Annotated in this window: 16 protein-coding genes and 2 pseudogenes; all 18 read left to right on the top strand. The window is 39.1% G+C overall.

The genetic code is table 11. The features are described from left to right. Nucleotides 1-45: 45 nt before the first annotated feature. The 18 genes and pseudogenes from GNP35_RS02140 to GNP35_RS02065 all read left to right on the top strand — a co-directional run bounded on the left by GNP35_RS02140 (nucleotide 46) and on the right by GNP35_RS02065 (nucleotide 19,551). A pseudogene (locus tag GNP35_RS02140) lies at nucleotides 46-389 on the top strand (Grx4 family monothiol glutaredoxin). Between the two features lie 183 nt (nucleotides 390-572). Beyond that, entirely contained in the window at nucleotides 573-2,201 is a 1,629-nt protein-coding gene (locus tag GNP35_RS02135) for an Lcl C-terminal domain-containing protein (protein WP_155694090.1), read from the top strand. Nucleotides 2,202-2,244: 43 nt separating this feature from the next. After that, nucleotides 2,245-2,832 (top strand): Lcl C-terminal domain-containing protein, encoded by a 588-nt coding sequence (locus GNP35_RS02130; protein WP_155694089.1) that lies wholly within the window; start codon nucleotides 2,245-2,247, stop codon nucleotides 2,830-2,832. Continuing rightward, nucleotides 2,833-3,645 carry a DUF2884 family protein gene (locus GNP35_RS02125; protein WP_155694087.1) on the top strand — a complete coding sequence of 271 codons (813 nt, stop codon included), beginning with the start codon at nucleotides 2,833-2,835 and terminating at the stop codon, nucleotides 3,643-3,645. Between the two features lie 27 nt (nucleotides 3,646-3,672). Then, complete coding sequence (locus tag GNP35_RS02120) at nucleotides 3,673-3,993, top strand: diacylglycerol kinase (RefSeq protein WP_414153663.1); 321 nt, start codon at nucleotides 3,673-3,675, stop codon at nucleotides 3,991-3,993. Continuing rightward, nucleotides 3,965-4,057: a diacylglycerol kinase gene (locus tag GNP35_RS16450; protein ID WP_414153662.1), complete on the top strand. Its 93-nt coding sequence runs from the start codon at nucleotides 3,965-3,967 to the stop codon at nucleotides 4,055-4,057. The genes GNP35_RS02120 and GNP35_RS16450 overlap by 29 nt, the downstream gene beginning before the upstream one ends. A 130-nt stretch (nucleotides 4,058-4,187) precedes the next feature. Then, entirely contained in the window at nucleotides 4,188-6,107 is a 1,920-nt protein-coding gene (locus GNP35_RS02115; RefSeq protein WP_196492384.1) for a sulfatase-like hydrolase/transferase, read from the top strand. 134 nt (nucleotides 6,108-6,241) lie between these two features. After that, a complete protein-coding gene (locus tag GNP35_RS02110) occupies nucleotides 6,242-7,738 on the top strand; it encodes a peptide MFS transporter (RefSeq protein WP_155694083.1) in 1,497 nt (498 codons plus the stop codon). Nucleotides 7,739-7,949: 211 nt separating this feature from the next. After that, nucleotides 7,950-11,447, top strand: coding sequence for a hypothetical protein (locus tag GNP35_RS02105; RefSeq protein WP_155694081.1), 3,498 nt, complete (start codon nucleotides 7,950-7,952; stop codon nucleotides 11,445-11,447). A 161-nt stretch (nucleotides 11,448-11,608) separates the two neighbouring features. Continuing rightward, nucleotides 11,609-12,616, top strand: a complete 1,008-nt coding sequence (locus GNP35_RS02100) for an NAD-dependent epimerase (RefSeq protein WP_155694079.1) — start codon at nucleotides 11,609-11,611, stop codon at nucleotides 12,614-12,616. 13 nt (nucleotides 12,617-12,629) lie between these two features. Next, complete coding sequence (locus GNP35_RS02095) at nucleotides 12,630-13,808, top strand: nucleotide sugar dehydrogenase (protein WP_155694077.1); 1,179 nt, start codon at nucleotides 12,630-12,632, stop codon at nucleotides 13,806-13,808. A gap of 27 nt (nucleotides 13,809-13,835) precedes the next feature. After that, on the top strand, nucleotides 13,836-14,906 hold the full coding sequence (galE, locus tag GNP35_RS02090) for a UDP-glucose 4-epimerase GalE (RefSeq protein ID WP_155694075.1): 1,071 nt from the start codon (nucleotides 13,836-13,838) through the stop codon (nucleotides 14,904-14,906). Between the two features lie 39 nt (nucleotides 14,907-14,945). Continuing rightward, nucleotides 14,946-15,986, top strand: coding sequence for an undecaprenyl-phosphate alpha-N-acetylglucosaminyl 1-phosphate transferase (locus GNP35_RS02085; protein WP_155694073.1), 1,041 nt, complete (start codon nucleotides 14,946-14,948; stop codon nucleotides 15,984-15,986). A 50-nt stretch (nucleotides 15,987-16,036) separates the two neighbouring features. Continuing rightward, entirely contained in the window at nucleotides 16,037-16,351 is a 315-nt protein-coding gene (locus GNP35_RS02080) for a hypothetical protein (RefSeq protein ID WP_230961258.1), read from the top strand. Then, a complete protein-coding gene (locus tag GNP35_RS15405; RefSeq protein WP_230961257.1) occupies nucleotides 16,352-17,491 on the top strand; it encodes a polysaccharide biosynthesis/export family protein in 1,140 nt (379 codons plus the stop codon). 5 nt (nucleotides 17,492-17,496) lie between these two features. Beyond that, nucleotides 17,497-18,108: a polysaccharide biosynthesis/export family protein gene (locus GNP35_RS15400; RefSeq protein WP_230961256.1), complete on the top strand. Its 612-nt coding sequence runs from the start codon at nucleotides 17,497-17,499 to the stop codon at nucleotides 18,106-18,108. Nucleotides 18,109-18,116: 8 nt separating this feature from the next. Further along, nucleotides 18,117-18,905, top strand: a complete 789-nt coding sequence (locus GNP35_RS02070) for an ABC transporter permease (RefSeq protein WP_155694069.1) — start codon at nucleotides 18,117-18,119, stop codon at nucleotides 18,903-18,905. Continuing rightward, nucleotides 18,902-19,551: pseudogene (locus tag GNP35_RS02065) on the top strand (ABC transporter ATP-binding protein). The gene GNP35_RS02070 and the pseudogene GNP35_RS02065 overlap by 4 nt, the downstream one beginning before the upstream one ends. Nucleotide 19,552: the final 1 nt, after the last annotated feature.

Raw genomic sequence — 19,552 nt, 5'->3', positions numbered from 1 at the left:
AAGTCTAGTCGTCGTGTAAAAATTTACCATAAAGAAGAGGTAGCAATGGAAACCATTGATAAAATAAAAAACAAATCACAGAGAACCCAATTCTGATCTACATGAAAGGTAGCCCTAAATTGCCATCTTGTGGTTTTTCTTCTCAAGCCTCTCAAGCATTAATGCAAGTTGGCGAACCGTTTGCGTACGTTGATATTCTTCAAAACCCAGATATTCGTGCAGAACTTCCTGGTTATGCTGAATGGCCAACATTCCCACAATTATGGGTAGACGGCGAATTAGTTGGTGGTTGTGACATCATCATGGAGATGTTCCAAAAAGGTGAACTTCAACCGCTAATTTCTGAAACAGCAGCAAAATACAAAACAGAAGACGATTCTGCAGAGTAAGCTAGCCAAGCTAGGTTAATAAAAACCAAGCTGATAAAAGAAAGATAAAGAACTAAAAGGCCTGAAAGGGCCTTTTTTCATTTTCTATTATATGGCTTAGAATTTGCTTTGTTCTTAACTTGAACTTAACTTGAGCTTAAGTTGTGATGTCTCAACCTTTTGTAGTGTAGGTGCATATTTAATATGAAAAGCCCAGTGTTTGTAATTACTCTGTTTATTTTAGCTATCTTATCTGGTTGTTCTGGCAGCGAATCAAGTGATCCCTCTGGAAACAATCTAGCAAGTGTAAACATAGGCTCCGACATAACGGTATTAGAGGGGCAAACATTTGCCTTAACGGCGTCAGTTTATCCTGAAACGGGCTCTGCCGTTTGGACGCAAGTTCAAGGCCCAACTATTGCAAACTTTCCCGTTGATCCTGCGCTAGAAATTACACTTGTCGCACCAACCATCTACATCGACAGCGTAATCATCGTAAAAGTAACCTACACCACAGAAGATGGGCAACGTGTTGAAGACGAAATAAATATTTCAGTAGCTAACGTAAACGAAGACCCAATTGCGCGTATCACCAACAATACCGACGCCGTGGCGCCATATGAAACATTTGAAGTTATTTCATTATCGGCTGAAGATAGCAGTGACCCTGATGGTGAAATTCGCTACTACCAGTGGACTCAAATAGATGAAAATCCGTCCCTTCAATTATTATCACCCGCTACGTTGAGTGAAATCACATTTCAAGCGCCTTACGTTACCCAAATTACAAATTACAAATTTGAGTTGCAGGTTACTGACAACTACGGTTTGAGTGCCACCAATACTATAGATATTCAAATTGCAGCAGCAGAGGGCACGGTAGCCACAGCTGGGCAAGATCAAATAGTTGATGAATTTACCAAAGTCATTTTAGATGCGTCAGAGAGTGTATCTATCGACAACGTATTGTCGTGTGAGTGGGAACAGCTTACGGGTTTGAGTGTAAGCATAACCAATGCAGACCAATGTGTTGCTGAGTTTTTTGCACCAAACGTAGACTCCACGGAATTGTTAACTTTCCAAGTAACGGTCATCGACAATGCCAGCAATAGTGAATCAGACACCGTAAACATTACCGTTAATCCGTTGAACTTAGGTAGCTTACATGACTCAGGCGTTATTGAATGTTATGGCGCAACCGACGTAGTACCGTGCGACAACGTAGACTACCCAAATCAAGACGCCGACACTGGGCGAGACTCAGTAAGAGACGCCATAGATAAAAGCGGCTCAGGCGACAAAACCTTTGATTTTACAAAGTTTGATATTAATGGCGATGAATTACCAAGTGATTCTTTAGTATTTAGTTGCGTAAGGGACAACTTTACTGGCTTAGTATGGGAAGTAAAAGTAGATAACGCCAGCCCACAATATAGTGAGCTTCACGGTGTTGAAAACTATTACAGCATTGACGACACCTTGCCAGGACAAACAACTTGTTCAAATGTAGGCAGTTGTGGCAGCGAAACCTTTATTGAAGAAGTGAACGACTCTACCTTTTGTGGCGGCGCAAACTGGCGCTTGCCAACATACCTAGAATTGATCCAAATACTGGATTATGGCGAACTAGATCAGTCCAATCTATTTCCTACAGATTTTTTCCCGAACTCACCGGATGCGGCAACGTTAAACCACTTATTCTATTGGGTTTCAGAAATTAATATTGAAGGCGAAAATGAATCATTGCAGTGGGTTATAGACCTCAGAACGGGAGATGACTCAGCAATCAGTATTTCAAAAGGTGCCTATATTAGGCTAGTTAGAAATCCATGAAAATAATCGTTAAGATAGATTTGAAAAATAGGATCTCCGTTTTATGAAAAAACTTAAAGCGTCCGTTATTGCTAGCTCAGCCATTATCAGCTCAGTGCTTTTTTGCACAAACGCTGTTGCCCAAGAATGTCCTGGTACAAGCACAACTTCGCCTACCGAGAACTTTATTACAGAAGACATTAGCCAAGAAATGGTGATTGACTCAACAACAGGTTTAGCATGGGCAAGATGTGTTGTAGGCCAAACATGGAATGGCACAACAGAAACCTGCACAGGTGAAGCGTTAAGGTTAACCTGGCAAGAAGCGCTGCAAGCGTCGTCTAGTTATCAAGCTGGCAATTTTGACGACTGGCGTGTGCCTAATATCAAAGAGCTGGTTTCAATTGTAGAGCGAGCCTGTGTTGACCCAGCGACAAACTTGACGATATTCAATAGTGCGCCAGCCCAAAACTACTGGTCATCAACGCCAAATACAAACGCAACCAAAAAAGACGAAGCATGGGCAATGGGTTTTTATAATGGCCGTATAGACAGCAACAATAAAATAGTGATTTCTATGTACGAATGGTCAGGTACGCTGAATAACATTGATTTTATTTCGGCTTGCTCACACACTAATCATCGTGTCTAATTGCGTCTGATTTTCGCATCAATAAATGGTTGCCGTTTTGCCTATAAAAGTTTTATTTTAACATTCATTTTATTATTAAGTTCTGTTTTTTCCTCTCAGGCACAGGCCGAGCAGTGTCCTATTCGTCTTAAATTTGGTTTGTTAATTTCCCCTGATCATATTCGCATAATGCAAATGGGGCGCACTCAAATGCAAATTAACAATGACGCTGAGTTATTTATAAGAGGCGAGTTAATTACGCTGACGGACCAAGAACGTTACATGCTGCAAGAGTTTAGTATGGGACTTCGCAAAGAGTTACCTGAGATTGTTGCGATAGCGATGGACAGTTTAGACATAGGCTTTGATGCGCTTAATAAAGTAATTAAAGGGTTTGCAGGCACCGATGCCGCCGCGGAAATTGAAGAACACTTCATGGAATTGCGATTTGGATTACTTAAACGTTTTGCTCGTAGTGGTGACAATTTTTACATCGCACCTCAAGGCTTAAATGAATTAGATGACTTTTTTACCGACAAACTGTCAGGTCAAATATCTAACGTAGTTACCGACTCAATGCGAGTAATGCTTGGCGCAATGGGCGAAGCCTATCGTCAAAGTGAGGGACTAGTAGAAGGGCAAGTTTACGATGTTAACGAAAGCGTTGAAAAGCTAAGCGCCAGTGTTGAAAAGTCACTTGCTTTTAATGCCAATAGACTTGCAGGACAGGCTGCTAAGTTTTGTGAGCGCTTTGAAAGTTTAGACCGAACAGAAGCCAGGCTGCAAAATCAGATACCTGAACTTAGAAAGTATGATATTTTAAGTCGCCAATAAACAAACCACAGAAGTAGAACGTTACTCATGAGTGCAAATCAAGCGCCGTTAGACAAGCCTAATGGCCAAGGCTTTCGCCGTATTTTCAAAGCTACCTATTGTTCAATACTAGGATTCAAAGCTGCATTTAAGCACGAAGCTGCTTTTAGACAGGAGCTACTGCTGTTTGTTTTATTATCCCCACTTGCCTGGTTTATCTCAGAGTCTTTAATGGACTTTGTATCGCTAATAGTAGTGATGATTTTAGTTTTGATTGTTGAGCTATTAAACTCAGCTATTGAAGCCGTGGTGGACCGAGTCGGTTTAGAAACGTCACGAATTGTCAGGCCGAGCAAAAGACTTAGGTAGTGCCGCAGTTACTTTGTCGCTCATTATTGCCGGTATTGTTTGGATTGCACACATCATAAAGTAGTAAATATAAATGGATTTTTTGATATAAAAAAGAACGGTTCGCTTAGCTATAAGTTTCTGTTAGTAAGCTTTGCCTTTAGCTTTTTACTGCTCATCGGTTTTACTAGTTTAGCAGGCTGGCCATCAAGCATTTGGGGTGGCATTTACGCTTCACTAACTCCGCTTTATTACTTCGTTATACTTTGTTTATCACCACGCTACTGCAGCCATTGTTATGGTTTAAACAGACCATTTGGTTACTAGTGGCGGGCAAAACGTTAATTGATCTGGCACTAATCGCTGACTTTTTCTTATTTCGAGTTTACCGTTTTCACGGCGACTTAATGTTTTTTAATATGCTAATTAATGACTTTAAAGGCGTTGGCATTTCTATTGGAATGGTTTTGGCATCAATTGTGGTTGCCGCTGTCGTTTTTGCAATAAATGCTCTGGTTGTTATTTATTTAATAAAAAAAGCACCGCGACTTAAGTCTTTAAAAGCTAATGGGATACTGTTTGGCTTGTTTTTAATAAGTCAGCTTATTCATATTGTTGGTTTTGAATATAAAGTGAATGCCGTTACTAAATACACGCCATACTTGCCATATTATGCACCTATTACATCAGGCAGTTTGATGGCAAAGCTGCAAGCTAAATGGCCGTCGGTATTTCCAGAAATTAACCACGAAGAACAAGCGTTGTTATCCAGCTTAGTTAATGACAGTAATAAAGGCGGACTGTTCAAATACCCTAAGTCTGAACTTCAGTGTCAGGTTGAACCCCTTGATAGATCTGCTGATGGCTCAAAGGTTGATTCTAAGGTTGATTCTAGTAATGGCTCTAAAAGTGGTTCCAAGAGTGATTCTAAAAGTGGCTCTAAAAGTGAGTCTAAAAGTGGCTCTAAAAGTGAGTCTATGGCTGAGGTTGTTGGGCTTCGTCCAAATATCTTAATTTTTGTTGCAGAAAGTTGGCGACAAGATGCATTAAATGCAGATGTGACACCAAAAATACACGCCATAAGCGAACTGCCTAATAGCAGCCTGTTTAATAATCACCTTAGCGGCGGCAGTGTTACCGTCAATGGCATGTTCTCATTGCTTTATGGTCTAAACCCAACCTATCGCCCATTTGCAGAAAGTGCACCTATGGCCAACAGAAGTGCGTTTATAAAACAGTTGGAAAACTTAGGTTATGACATTGGTGTTTACACATCATCTAACTTAGAGCCATTTTCATTGCAAACCATGTTATTTGGCCAATTAGATGAGTCGCAGTTTTTTAATCCAATGGATGCAGACGTTGACGTAAATGATGCCGTAGTAACGGAACGAGTTATCCAAGATATACGTGCAGGCAACAAATCAAACAAACCATGGTTTAAACTCGTGTTTTTAACCTCGTCGCATCATGCTTATAACTATCCAAATCGTTTTGAAAAGTTTACACCGGTTGAACAAAACCCAGAGCGTTTTGTATTTAACCCAGGAATGGAGCCGGGTCCGTTAGTTAATCGTTATAAAAACTCTGTGCACTACATTGATGACTTATTTGGTCAAATTTGGGCGAGCGTAGCGGAATCGCAATACGCTGAAAATACTCTGACAGTGATCACGTCTGATCATGGCGAAGAGTTTGATGATAACAAAATTGGCTTTTGGGGACATGGCAATAACTTTAGTCGTGCACAAGTAGCCGTACCTATGGTTATTCATCAAGGCGCAAAATTAAAGCAAGCATTGGTATCACAAGGTAAATCACTAATTAAATCAACAAATCAGCTAACTGGCCATGTAGATTTAGTGCCGACTATTATGGCGGATGTTTTGGCTTGTAAAAATCCAGTGAGTGACTATGCAAGTGGCTTCTCGCTGTTTAATGAAAAGCCAGACCGAGACGGCTTAGTGGTGGCGAGCTACATTGATACCGCTTATATAATGGACAACTCCGTGTTTTCCACAAACTTGGCGTTGGGTAACTATAACTTTAACGACATGAACAAAAGCGCAGGCGAAGTAAACTTTCAAAAGTTGAATAAATTAAAAATACAATCCACGTCAATGCTCAATCGATAAACAGTTTGTCTCATATTTATGCAATGTACCGCTATAGCCTTGCAACCTAGCGTTGATGACTGTATAAATCTTGAGGTTAAATTTTTAATATAAAAATAATATATAAATATTATAAAAATAAAAAAGGGTAAATTATGAATAAATCTGCATCAGCAGGGGAGATGTTAGGCCATCCTAAGGGCCTCTTCCTGCTATTCGGAACGGAAATGTGGGAGCGCATGAGTTACTACGGTATGCGTGGTATCTTCGTCCTTTATTTATCAAGCCTTGCAACCGCAACCGCAATGGGTTGGGACATGGCTTACTTTGGTATTGATGCCGCCGCCGCTGGCGCTGACGATTTATACCAAACTGAACTTCAAAAGAAAGCACTAGGTATTCTTGGTACTTATGCGATGTTAGTTTATGTAACACCAGTACTTGGTGGTTGGATGGCTGACAACGTTTGGGGTCAACGTAAATCTATTATCTTTGGCGGCATCGTAATGATGTTTGGTCAATTCGCTTTAGGTACTCCACACGAGTACATTGCTGGCATGGAACAAACATTCCTATGGTTAGGTCTGGCGCTTCTTATTGTTGGTAATGGTTTCTTCAAGCCTAATATCTCTACCATGGTTGGTGATTTGTATGTTGAAGGCGACAAACGTCGTGACGCAGCATTTACTATTTTCTACATGGGTATCAATACTGGTTCTATCTTAGGTTACTTTGTTGTTGGTACAGTTGGCGAGAAATTTGACTATCAATACGGCTTCTTAGTAGCGGGTGTTGGTATGTTACTAGGTGTGCTACTTCAACTAGCACTATCTAACAAATACCTTGGTAACGTTGGTGTTGAGCCATCTGCAAAACAAACTTCTGGCAAAGACGCTGTTGCAAACAAACCATTAACACCTGAAGAGCGTGACCGCGTTAAAGTAATTTTAATCATGTCATTCTTCACTATCATTTTCTGGGCAGGCTTTGAGCAAGCTGCTGGTTCAATGAACTTATTCGCAAAATACAAAACTGACCTAGTATTCTTTGGTTGGGAAATGCCTGCGTCATGGTTACAGTCTGTTAACCCAATTTTCATTATCATTATGGCACCAATGTTTGCTGCTATGTGGTTAAAAATGGGGGCTGCAGAGCCTAACTCGCCTAAGAAATTTGCCCTAGGTATGTTCTTCTTAGGGCTAGGCTTTATCTCAATGGTAGGTGCCGCACTTCAAATTGGTGATGACGCCAACATGAAAGCGCACGTTATCTGGTTAGTAATGGCGTACATCTTCCACACAATGGGTGAACTTTGTTTATCGCCAATCGGCTTATCAATGGTTTCTCGTTTAGCACCACTTAAATATACTTCATTATTAATGGGTATGTGGTTCTTGTTCTCTGGTTTAGGTAACTATGCTGCGGCGGCTATTGGTCAGTTAGTTGGTGACGCTGGTCCACTATCTACATTTGGTGGCGTTGCAGTAATGGCGTTCCTAGGCGGTATTTGCTTATGGTTATTAAGCGACAAGCTTGTAGACTGGATGCACGGCGCAGAAGATTTCCAATCAGCGGATGACGTAGAGTCTAAGCTAGAAGAAGAAATGTCTGTTGTTGGTACCCATGAAGGTACACAAGAGAAACACATCTAATTTTAAGGTGTGAAGGTAGCAGAGTAATCATTGTTCCTGCTACCGAGTTAATTTAAAGAAAAACCAGCTTCGGCTGGTTTTTTTGTGTAAGCACTAAAACGCTATATCATTTCTATCGTTAGAATCTGTTGTTTTTTTAAATGTTTCTAATTTGTACTAAAACCGTTAGTATCAAATAAATAATTATAAAATAACAAAGGGATTTGACAAGATGCAAATATCTAAATTCAAGCAAAGTTTACTTCTAAGCTCCATTCTTCTCGCGGCCTGTGGCGGCGGTTCAGATGAAAAAGCTCCAATAGATAACGGCGGCAATGGCGGTGGTACAGTACAATCCGTTGAAATACCAGTAACAGCAATTGATGGTTATATCAGAGGGGCTATCGCCTATGTTGATATTAACAGCAACGGTGAGTTAGACGATGATGAGCCAAGCACAACAACAAGCATTAAAGGTGCAGGCGAAATTGACGTAACCGATTTAGGGTTAAACCTTGATGAAGTTCAAATCACTGTTATTGTTCCAGCTGGTGCAATAGATGAGGATACAATCACTGAAGGTAATCCTGATGGTACGCCGATTACGGCGGAGCAAGCTTTCGAATTAAAAACACTACCAGGTTCAGAAAACGCAACACCGTTAACAACACTCGTCGCTTTTCATGCGGCACAAAGTGGTGACATTGACGCAAGTATAGCTGCCGTTGCAGCGCAATTAAACGTTAGCGCAGAAGATTTAGATTCTGACTTTATAGAGGATGAAAATAAATCCCTATCAACACTAGCAGAAGTGATGGTAAAAGCATCAGTCCTTCCAACTAGCACTTCAGAAGCCCTATCTCCTTTACAAGTAAGCGCATTATTATCGGTGGCAACCAGCGTTAAAGCGCAGTCAGACGAAGTGGCTTCAAGTGAAAATGCAGACGCCAATATGGCTGCACTTTTAAACTCAGCTACTGCGATAGTAAAAGCAACACACCAACTTGTTGAATCGCAATCTGATCAATTAGAAGAAATATCGCAAGAAGACCTCGACTTGTTTGTTGATGTGTTAGCGTCAAATGCAAAACAAGCGTTTGCAAATGTTGATAACGCAGATGACATTGCTGTTGCACAAGCATCACTTATATTTGATGCGACCACAGCAGTAATTGAAGACGTTATTGCGAAGGGTGATGTGAGTGCAGAAGGTAACGCGAAGCTAGTCCAAGAAGTAACCGTAATAGCGACTATTGTGAGCGAAACGTTAATTTCCGCGAATGTTACTGTTAGTGATGATGTTTCTGCGGACGATGTTGCCAGTATTGCTCTAATTGTAGCAGAGCAAGTATCAGAGCAAGTTCAAAGTGCGATTGAAGCAGGCGAAGTTGTAGACGACATTGTTGCTAATGCTGCTGAAAGCGCTAAAACGCTTGTATCTGTAGTTATTGAAAACGTTGAGTCTGGTAATGACGTAAGTGATCTTGATGGTGACGGCATCGCTAATTCGGACGATGATGACATTGACGGTGATGGCGTTTTAAACACAGTAGATGTGTTTGCTTATGATGCATCTGAAAGTGTAGATGCCGACATGGATGGCGTAGGCGACAATGCAGATACCTTTATTGGCGACAAGATAAACTTAATAAAGTTAGCAACCACGCAAAAGATTGATTCGGCACAGAGTATGACTCGAGTTGGTGAGCAGTTAGTAGTACCAACTGTAGATGGACTATTTATTATAAACCACGATGATGTTGGAGATGAAGAATCAGAAATTGAACATGTTTTAAAATCTGAATTTGAAGCCCTTGATTTAAGCGTTGTCCATCATGTTGAAGCGTTGTCTGAAACGAAGGTCCTAGTGGCAACTCATCAAAACGCATCAGAAAATCAAGAAAAAAAGGCTGTTTATTTAACGTTAGAATACATAAATCAAAGTTGGACCTTAGCTAAGTCTCAAGAAGAGCTCGATATGGCCAACTTAGTTGAGGGTGTTAGTACTTTCACACAAGAGTTTTTTACGGAAATATTTCAACTATCGTCAGACAAAAAGTTTGTTTATGCATTAGTTACTGACTATTCAAACACATTTGTAGCTTCATATAGGTTGAATAGCGACGACTCACTAACATTGGTTAGTTCAATGAGAGTAGATGACGCTGTTGGCCGTATGGGATATGAAAAGTCGCTATCTCTTTCTAGTGATGACCAATGGCTTTACTACGTATCTCCAGATGGCGTAAACTTTTCAGGCGCAAAAATGGGTCGCATGGCGGTTTCTTCTTCTACAGGGCAAATTGAAACATTAAGCATTGATAGCCTTAATACTGAGAATTTGTCAGAAAATAGTATCCAAATTAGCAGTCTTCCTAACAACCGCATGTTGATCAGCAAAGATACGTCACTCGAGTTATTCAATGTTCTGTCAGATGGCCGTCTCAGTTTACAAACAACGTTGTCACATGACGAAGACGAGTTAGCGTCGCTAATTCAATCTATGTTTTTGTCAGTTAGTCCAGATGCATCAAAAGCGGCTATTTCATACCGTATCTACGATGACACTGGACGAACAAAGTTAATTGAAATCGGCACGCAAAATGAATTAACTGAACTGTCGGATGTTACAACTGAAAATTTCAGTGTGACAACAACTTGGTCTGAAAATAGTAGTCAGTTTTATAACATAGGATTACGTTCGGGTGTAATAAACGCGATATCAACAGATGACCCAATTGTTAAGTCAGAAAGCTTAGGTATCCCTTACACTATAAATAACTTTGAGGTGGCTTCGTCAGATGATGGCTTAATGCTAATTACTAGTACGGGTCAAATGCTTGAAGTAGCAATGGAAAACAACGAAGTGGTTCAAAATGATCTGAGCCATCTATTGCAAGTGCCTGGTTATGATGAACAATACTTAACTGCGCCATATTTGTTGAATCAAAATGCAGTATTGGCAAGAGCCACATTATTTAATTCAAATGGGGTAGAACGATATGTAACTGCTTTCACTTTTAATGAAGACAAAACAGAAGCTACTTATAACCATCTAATTACAAGTTCAAGAAGTGGTTTATACCCTTATCAAGCTTGGGCAGTAAATAGCGATTACATAGTAACTTTTAACCGTGATTACAGAGAAGGCTCAGATTCTTATTATTCAATTGCGTTTTATGAGTATACGTCGGCGACAACGGTTGAACTTATTAATACCATTCCAATGGGCTATGTATCATTAGTGTACGGTACAAAAGAGACATTAAGTAATACAGAGTTTCGTATTGATAACACTGTATTTGACTTTAGCAGTGGTGAACTAGAACTAGTTGGTCAACAGAATGATATTATACTTGCTCAAACGCTTGGTGATAACCAATATCAAATTACTGTTGAAGCTGAAGTTGGCTTTCAACTTAAAAAGCTTAACGCTGAAACAGGAAGCTTTGATGCCACAACAGCAATTGACAGTGAAAACATCATTGCTATAAATACTTGGGGTGATACGGGCTTTGTAGCGCTAGATGCCGTTGGTGATGAAAAATACATTGTGCGTGTGTATAGCGTTGATGAACAGGGCGCCGTAACGTTAGTTAATAGTGCTCGGATTAACAAAGCAATTTATGAAGATGCTGTGAAACTAGAAGTTTCTCCTGAGCAAAATCAAATTTGGCTATTTACCTACAATCAAGATAGAGATGTTTTGGTTCTAGACGTAGAAATGTAATAGTTTGAATATCAAAAAGTCTTAAGAAAGTTATTAGGCTAAACAAAAAAAACCAGCTTCGGCTGGTTTTTTTGTATATAAAAAACGTCGTGACTATTATTTTTAATAGTTGGCAGGTATTATTGTGAATAATAGAAAAATAAAAACAAAGTGGATGTTGAATGAAATATTTAGTTACTGGTGCTGCTGGGTTTATTGGCTTTCATACAAGCTTAAAACTCATTGAGCAAGGCCATGAAGTTGTAGGTATTGACAATCTTAATGACTATTATGAAGTTTCATTAAAAGATGCAAGACTAGCTACGTTAATTAAACAACCTCACTTTAACTTCTTGAAAATGGATATTTCGAACAAAAAAGATGTTGACGCCTTATTCAAGGCTAATAAGTTTGACATTGTTGTGCATTTAGCCGCACAGGCGGGTGTTCGGTACTCCATTGACAATCCATTTGCGTATGCAGACTCAAACTTAACTGGCCATTTAACCATTCTCGAAGGCTGCAGAAACTACAATATCAAACATTTAGTTTATGCCTCATCTAGCTCTGTATACGGGCTCAATACACAGTTACCATTTAGTTGTGATCATGCCGTAGACCATCCTGTGTCCTTGTATGCGGCAACAAAAAAGTCTAATGAACTAATGAGCCATAGCTACTCTCATTTATACAATTTACCAACAACCGGTTTGCGTTTCTTTACGGTCTATGGCCCTTGGGGCAGACCAGACATGGCACTGTTTAAGTTCGCCAAGAAAATTTGCAATGGTGAGCCAATTGATATTTATAACAATGGCGAGTTAAGCAGAGATTTTACTTATATTGACGACATTGTAGAGGGCATAATTAGAATTGCAGATAAACCACCATTACCAAATGCAGAGTGGGATGCGTCGCAATCAACGCCTAAAACAAGCTCGGCACCCTATCGAGTGGCAAATATAGGAAATGGAAATCCGGTTAAGTTACTGGATTTTGTAGACTCATTGGAAACATCGCTCGGTATTAAGGCTCAAAAAAACCTCATGCCAATGCAGCCTGGTGACGTTCATAAAACATGGGCAGACACAAAAGACTTATTTGAACTTGTGGATTACCAACCAAAAACTAATCTTCCTGAAGGTGTTCAGGCGTTTGTAGATTGGTATAAATCATATTATAAAATTTAAGAGTATTGTGAGTATGGAAAGTAGACTTAAAATTGCAATTGCCGGGACTGGTTACGTAGGCTTGTCTAATGCTATGTTATTAGCGCAGTACAATGATGTGACTGCCGTTGATATAGTAGAGGAAAAAGTAGCGCTATTAAATAACAAACAGTCGCCAATTGTTGATACGGAAATATCTGATTTTTTACAAAATAAAGACCTGTCATTTAGTGCAACAACAGATAAAGCCTTGGCCTACAGAGATGCCGATTTTGTTGTTATAGCTACACCAACGGATTATGACGTTGAAACCAATTACTTTAATACGAGCTCAGTAGAAAGCGTCATAAAAGACGTTATGGCTATTAACCCATCGGCTGTAATGGTCATCAAGTCTACAGTTCCTGTTGGTTATACAGCCTCCCTTAAAGAAGACCTTCAGTGTGAAAATATAATTTTTTCACCAGAGTTTTTAAGAGAAGGTAAGGCTTTATATGACAACTTACATCCTTCACGAATAATCGTTGGTGAGCAATCAGAACGAGCAAAAGTTTTTGCCAATTTGTTAGCGCAGGGTGCTATAAAAAAAGACGTTGAGGTTTTACTTACTAACTCTACTGAAGCCGAAGCAATTAAATTGTTTTCTAATACTTATCTGGCTATGAGAGTTGCATATTTTAATGAGTTAGACAGCTATGCTGAAACCAACAATTTAGATACTAAACAGATTATTCAGGGTGTTAGTTTAGATCCAAGAATTGGTGGACATTACAATAACCCGTCATTTGGCTACGGTGGTTATTGTTTACCTAAAGACACCAAGCAGTTATTAGCCAACTTCAATGAAGTTCCGCAAAATCTTATTCGCGCAATTGTAGATGCAAACACAACTCGCAAAGACTTTATTGCCGATGCCATTATTGCTAAACAGCCCAAAAAAGTGGGCATGTATCGATTAATTATGAAAACAGGCTCTGATAACTTCAGAGCGTCAGCGATACAAGGCATCATGAAGCGCATTAAGGCCAAAGGCATAGAAGTGGTTGTTTATGAACCTGTGCTTGAAGAAGATACTTTTTACAACTCAAGAGTCATAAAAGACTTTGAAACGTTTAAAAGCGAAAGTGACGTGATTGTTGCCAATAGAATGGTTGCAGATTTAATGGATGTCAGTGAAAAAGTGTACACCAGAGATTTATTTGGTAGTGACTAATTAACGCTAAGAATTCGGATTAAAAGAATGACAAAAGTATTTATAACAGGCGGTGCTGGTTATATTGGCTCTCATACAATTTTAGACTTATTAGAGTCAAACCATGCGGTTGTTGTTTTAGACAACCTTTCTAATTCATCTATCGAAAGCTTAACGCGAGTAGAAAAATTAACAGGTAAATCTGTCACTTTTTATGAAGGTGACATAAGAGACAGGTCTGCACTACAGAAGATATTTAAAGAACAGCCTGATATTGAGGCCGTGATCCATTTTGCGGCCTTAAAGGCAGTGGGTGAGTCTAATGAAATCCCGCTAGCCTATTATCAAAACAATGTTGCAGGTACTGTAACCTTGTTAGAAGAGCTAGCAACGGCAAATATTAAGAAGTTTGTATTCAGCTCATCAGCAACCGTATATGGCGACCCAGCTTCGGTACCAATTACTGAGTCTTTTCCAACTTCAGCAACAAATCCTTATGGTCAGACTAAACTGATGGTCGAGCATATTTTAACTGACCTTGTTGCGTCTGATCCTGAATGGTCTGTTTCAATACTAAGATACTTCAACCCAGTTGGTGCGCACGAAAGTGGATTAATTGGTGAAGATCCAAATGGTATTCCAAACAACTTAATGCCATTCATTCAGCAAGTGGCGATTGGAAAAAGAGACCAACTATCGGTATTTGGCAATGACTACGATACTCATGACGGTACTGGAATTCGAGACTACATACACGTTGTAGATTTAGCCAATGGTCACCTTAAAGCGTTAAATAAAATTATGACTAATAAAGGTCTGCATATCCATAATTTAGGAACAGGCCAAGGTTATAGCGTATTAGAGATGGTTACAGCGTTTGAAAAAGTAACGGGTAAATCTATCCCTTACCAAGTTGTTGCTCGCCGCCAGGGGGATATAGCAGAGTGCTGGGCCCAAACAAACAAGTCTGAGAAAGAGCTTGGTTGGAAGGCTAATTTAGGTCTAACGGACATGGTTGAATCAGCTTGGAATTGGCAAGAGAATAATCCAAACGGGTTAAAAAGTAATATTGGAGTTAATCTCGCCTGCAAGCTATTAAAAGCAAGGGAAATTAGTTAAAATTACGTTGTTTATATAATTGGAAATCTAAAACTAAATATGTCGGTGTTTTTGTACGCGCCTTTGTTAACGGCGCTTTCTATTATTTTACTAAGACCAATTGCAAATGCTCTTGATTTAATAGATGTCCCTAATCAACGGAAGCAGCACTATGGCGATGTACCTTTGACCGGTGGCATATCTGTCTTTATTGCTTTTACATTCGTATTAATTAGTCAAGGCTTTTTTGAGCCCGCAACGACTCAAAACCAAGTGTTTTACATGTGTTTCATGTTTATCATTTTCATTGGTGTATTGGATGACATGTATGAGTTGAGTGTTATAACTAGGTTAATCGGGCAGTTGCTTGTTTCAACCTTATTCGTCTTTGGAACAGACAGTTATATTTTAAATCTAGGTGTTTTGTGGGGGACTGATGTAATAAATATATCTTCAACGCTAGGTTTAATTTTAACGGTTTTAGCAATAATGGCCGCGATGAATATTTTTAATATGATAGATGGCATGGACAGTGTTTTAGGTACTGTGTCTATTGTTTCTTTGACTGTGCTAGCATCACTATTTTATGTTGCTGGCAATGATTTTCATTTTACGGTTAGTGCTAGTTTGGTACTAATTCTTTTATCTTTCTTAGCGTTTAATATCTTCCCTATTGCCAGGTTCCAGTATAAAACATTTATGGGCGATGCAGGCTCAATGTTGATTGGCTTGCTAATGATTTGGCTACTTATTGAAGGCTCTCAGGGACAGGAAAGTAGCGTGGCATTTTCACCAATAATGGCTCTCTACATAATAGGTTTACCACTTATGGATATGGTCGCAATCATAATTAGAAGGATATTTAGAAATGCATCTCCTTTTAAAGCCGATCATGAACATATTCACCATCTGTTGGTCAGAAGTGGAAAATCAACAAAGTCAGCGAAAGTAATAATACCCATTTTATCTGCACTAATCATAGGCTGTGGATTGGCTATTAATTCATTAGCACCTGTTTATATGTTTACTGGATTCTTAATTTTATTCACTTCATATATGGTTTTTACTAATACACTAATTAAAAAGATTAAATCAAAATAATGATAAGTTCTAAACTAAAATCCTTCGCTTTATTGTTCGGTGCGATCATCTTGGCAGGTTGTGCTAATAACCAGCCTAACGTTTCAGCCAATATAGATCTTGTCCAAAAGTCGGAGCTAGTAAGTAGTGTTGTTACCGCTGGAGATCAAGATACGTTGCAAACCATTAAACTAAATAGTGTGGTAGAGCTAGCTATTGGTGAAGTTGAGTTAAAGTCAATGTATCGCTCAGCTTTAGGCCATAAATGTTTTATTTTTAGAAAATTAGATGATGATACAAACCCCGTTTTTTGTAAAAGCGAGTCGGAAAGTTGGTTTAAAGTAAATCGAATCACTAATGCAACTGGTTTTAATAAGGGGTTATAGATGAGAGTTGTATCGTTTTTATTATTTATTAGCGTAATTGCCTTTTCTGCCCAGAGTGCTGTTGATACCACGACTCTGCTTAATCAAGCACAAGCTCAAACAAAACAAAAAGACATATTTGGACAACAGAAAAATACCAATAACCAGCAACAAAATAAGCAACAAGCGGGACAACTAAACGAAAGTTTCGCAAAGCTTCGCGATGGTTTGCTATTGCCTGGTGAAGCGGATATCAGAGATTTACTGCCATCTATAGAATTAGATTCACCACCACCATATGGCGCAAACCTATTTGCTGGCGGTTATGAAAGTGAACGTGTAGAAGGCGTTAACAAAAACTATTTGATCGGTAGCGGTGACAAAGTATCAATTTGGCTTTGGGGCGCGGTTAATATGAATCAAGTATTAACAGTGGATAACCAAGGTAATGTATTTTTACCAAATATTGGCCCAATAAAATTATCAAACGTACCTGCCGGAAATGTTAGCCAAGTGGTTAATGCAAAAGTAAAAAGTACTTATAAAAATAACGTTGAAGTATATGTAAACTTACTTTCTGCAACGCCTATTACTGTATTTATTGCAGGCTCCGTAGTTCGTCCTGGCCAATATGCTGGCATGGCATCAGACACTATTCTTTATTATTTAAAAAGAGCAGGTGGTATAGACTCAGAGCGCGGTAGCTACCGTAAAGTTAGCGTAATACGAGACGGCGAAATCGTGAAAGATATCGATCTTTACTCTTTTATACAGTCAGGTACTTTGCCGCTATTCACTTTCAAAAATAACGACACCATACTTGTGAGTGACCAAGGTCCAACGATTGATGTAGTGGGCGCCGTAAAAAAACCATTTAGGTTTGAATTAGAAGAAAATTTAATTAGTGGTGCTGATGTTATGAAATTGGCAACACCCTTATCCAATGCTAGCCACGTACTGGTTCAGGGTACAAGAAAAAGTGGACCTTTTTCTGTATATTTAACATTAGAAAGCGCTATGGATTACAAACTACAAAGTGGCGACAAGCTGCAAGTTAAAAATGATCTTCGAGCGCAAGTATATGATATTGAAATACAAGGCAGTTATTTAGGACCATCTTTTATACAGTTGGTGCGGCCACAAAGCTTCATGACCTTCTAAGCTATGTGCCTATCGATGAAAGGTTAGCTGATAATAACTCTATTTACATTTTAAGAAAAAGTGTTGCCGAGCAACAAAAAGAAATATTAGATCAATCTCTTGAACGTCTGGAGCGCACAGTCTTCTTTTCGCCGTCGTCATCAACGGGCGAAGCAAGCATAAAGTCTTCGGAAGCAAAGTTGATCACTGACTTCATCGAACGAGCTCGAACTATTGAACCTCTCGGTAAAGTTATTGTTTCAGACAACGGCAATGTTGCAAATATCGCTTTGGAGCAAGGCGATACAATTGTAATACCAAATAAATCTGACCTCATTCAAATTGGTGGCGAGGTAATGATACCGCAAGCTGTGGTATACAATGAAAATGCTCAAATTGAAGATTACATTGCTTGGGCTGGTGGTTTCAGTAACAGAGCCGATACCAGTAATTTTGTAATCGTACATGCAAACGGGCTTACTGAAATCCTAGAGTCAGATGAACGTGCTGATTTAGTCGCTGGTGATAAAATAATCATTATGCCAAAAGTTGAAACTAAAGTAATGCAAGCAGTAAAAGACATTACCCAGATCATGTTCCAACTAGCGGTTACTGCTAATGCAGTTACCTCAAATTAGTAAACAAAATGGCAAAAGTTCAAAAGCGCGGCCTTCTAACCGTATGGTCAAATGTAATATTTGCATTACTGTTACGACAGCTACAAAGTAAATTTAGTGATAAATTTGGTGTAGCTTGGTTAGTTGCACAGCCGGTGTTATTTATAGTTGTTCTTGGTACGTTAAGAGGAAGAATAGACGGCGGGGATGTTCATGGTCTGCCACCATTTGTATTTATGTTACTTGGTTTTGTTACCGTGCTTCAATTCATTCAAGGTTGGAGTGGCGTTTCAAGTAGCATGAAGAAAGACAAGCCACTATATGCGTTCAGGCAAGTACAGCCTTTTGCTAGTGTCTTATCCGCTGCGTTATTAGAATTTGTTACCTTTGTAATAATAATGTTAACCCTGAGCTATATTGCTATTTTAATGGGCGATGAAACATCAATTCACGACCCGCTTAGTCTTATATTATTCATGGTTGAATTACAGGTACTAAGTTATGCCTTAGGGTTAATTTTTGGCATTGGTAAATTCTTTATTATTGAGCTTTCAAAAGTAGAAAGTATGCTCAATAGGCCTATTATTTTTGTATCTGGAACATTTTTCTCTCTAAACGATATGCCAGTAGAAAGTTGGCCTTATTTATCATGGAACCCAATACTTCACGCAATTGAATTAAGCCGACATGCGGTAAATGACAAGTTCCCATTAGCGGATCCGATTAGTGCAACTTATTTGCATATGTGTGTCATTGTTACATTGTTTTTTGCGTTAGCGCTTTATTTTAATTTCTGGAAAAAAGCGATTAGCCGATGATTAAACTTAACAACCTAACTAAGTTTTATCGTTCAGACTTAGGCAATCAATATATTTTTAAAGACATTAACTTTGAGTTTCCTGCTGAGCATAATATTGCAATTTTAGGTGTTAATGGTGCGGGTAAATCTACACTGTTCAGACTATTAGCAGGAAGTGAGTACCCTAATACTGGAAAGGTATTAACAGATATGTCCATATCATGGCCTGTTGCTTTGAGGACGGGCGTTCATCCAATGATGACGGGCGCTGAAAATACTCGCTTTATAGGGCGAGTCAATGGCGTAAAAGACTTAGCGTTATACGAAAAAAAAGTGAAAGCATTTTCGGGTTTAGGCCAAAAGTTTTATTTACCGGTGCGTTCCTATTCAAGTGGTATGCGTTCCAAGTTATCATTCTCATTATGTATAATGATAGATTTTGATATTTACCTAATTGATGAAGCAACATCTGTTGCAGATCCAAAGTTCAGGAAAAAAGCCAAAGAAGCTCTCCACAAAAAAGTAAAACAGCCAACGTAATTATGGTTTCCCATGAATTGGAAGAGATTCGTCACTTTTGTGATAGCGCCGTAGTCATAGATGACGGCGAGCTAACTTTTTATTCTGACTTAGAAGAAGGCATAAAAGCCTACGAAGGACTTTAAG

Origin of the sequence: Psychrosphaera haliotis (genome assembly GCF_009728465.1) — a bacterium.
Taxonomy (GTDB): Bacteria; Pseudomonadota; Gammaproteobacteria; order Enterobacterales; family Alteromonadaceae; genus Psychrosphaera; species Psychrosphaera haliotis.
The sequence above is the reverse complement of the archived record's forward strand: the minus strand, read 5'-3'. Positions and strand labels throughout refer to the sequence as shown.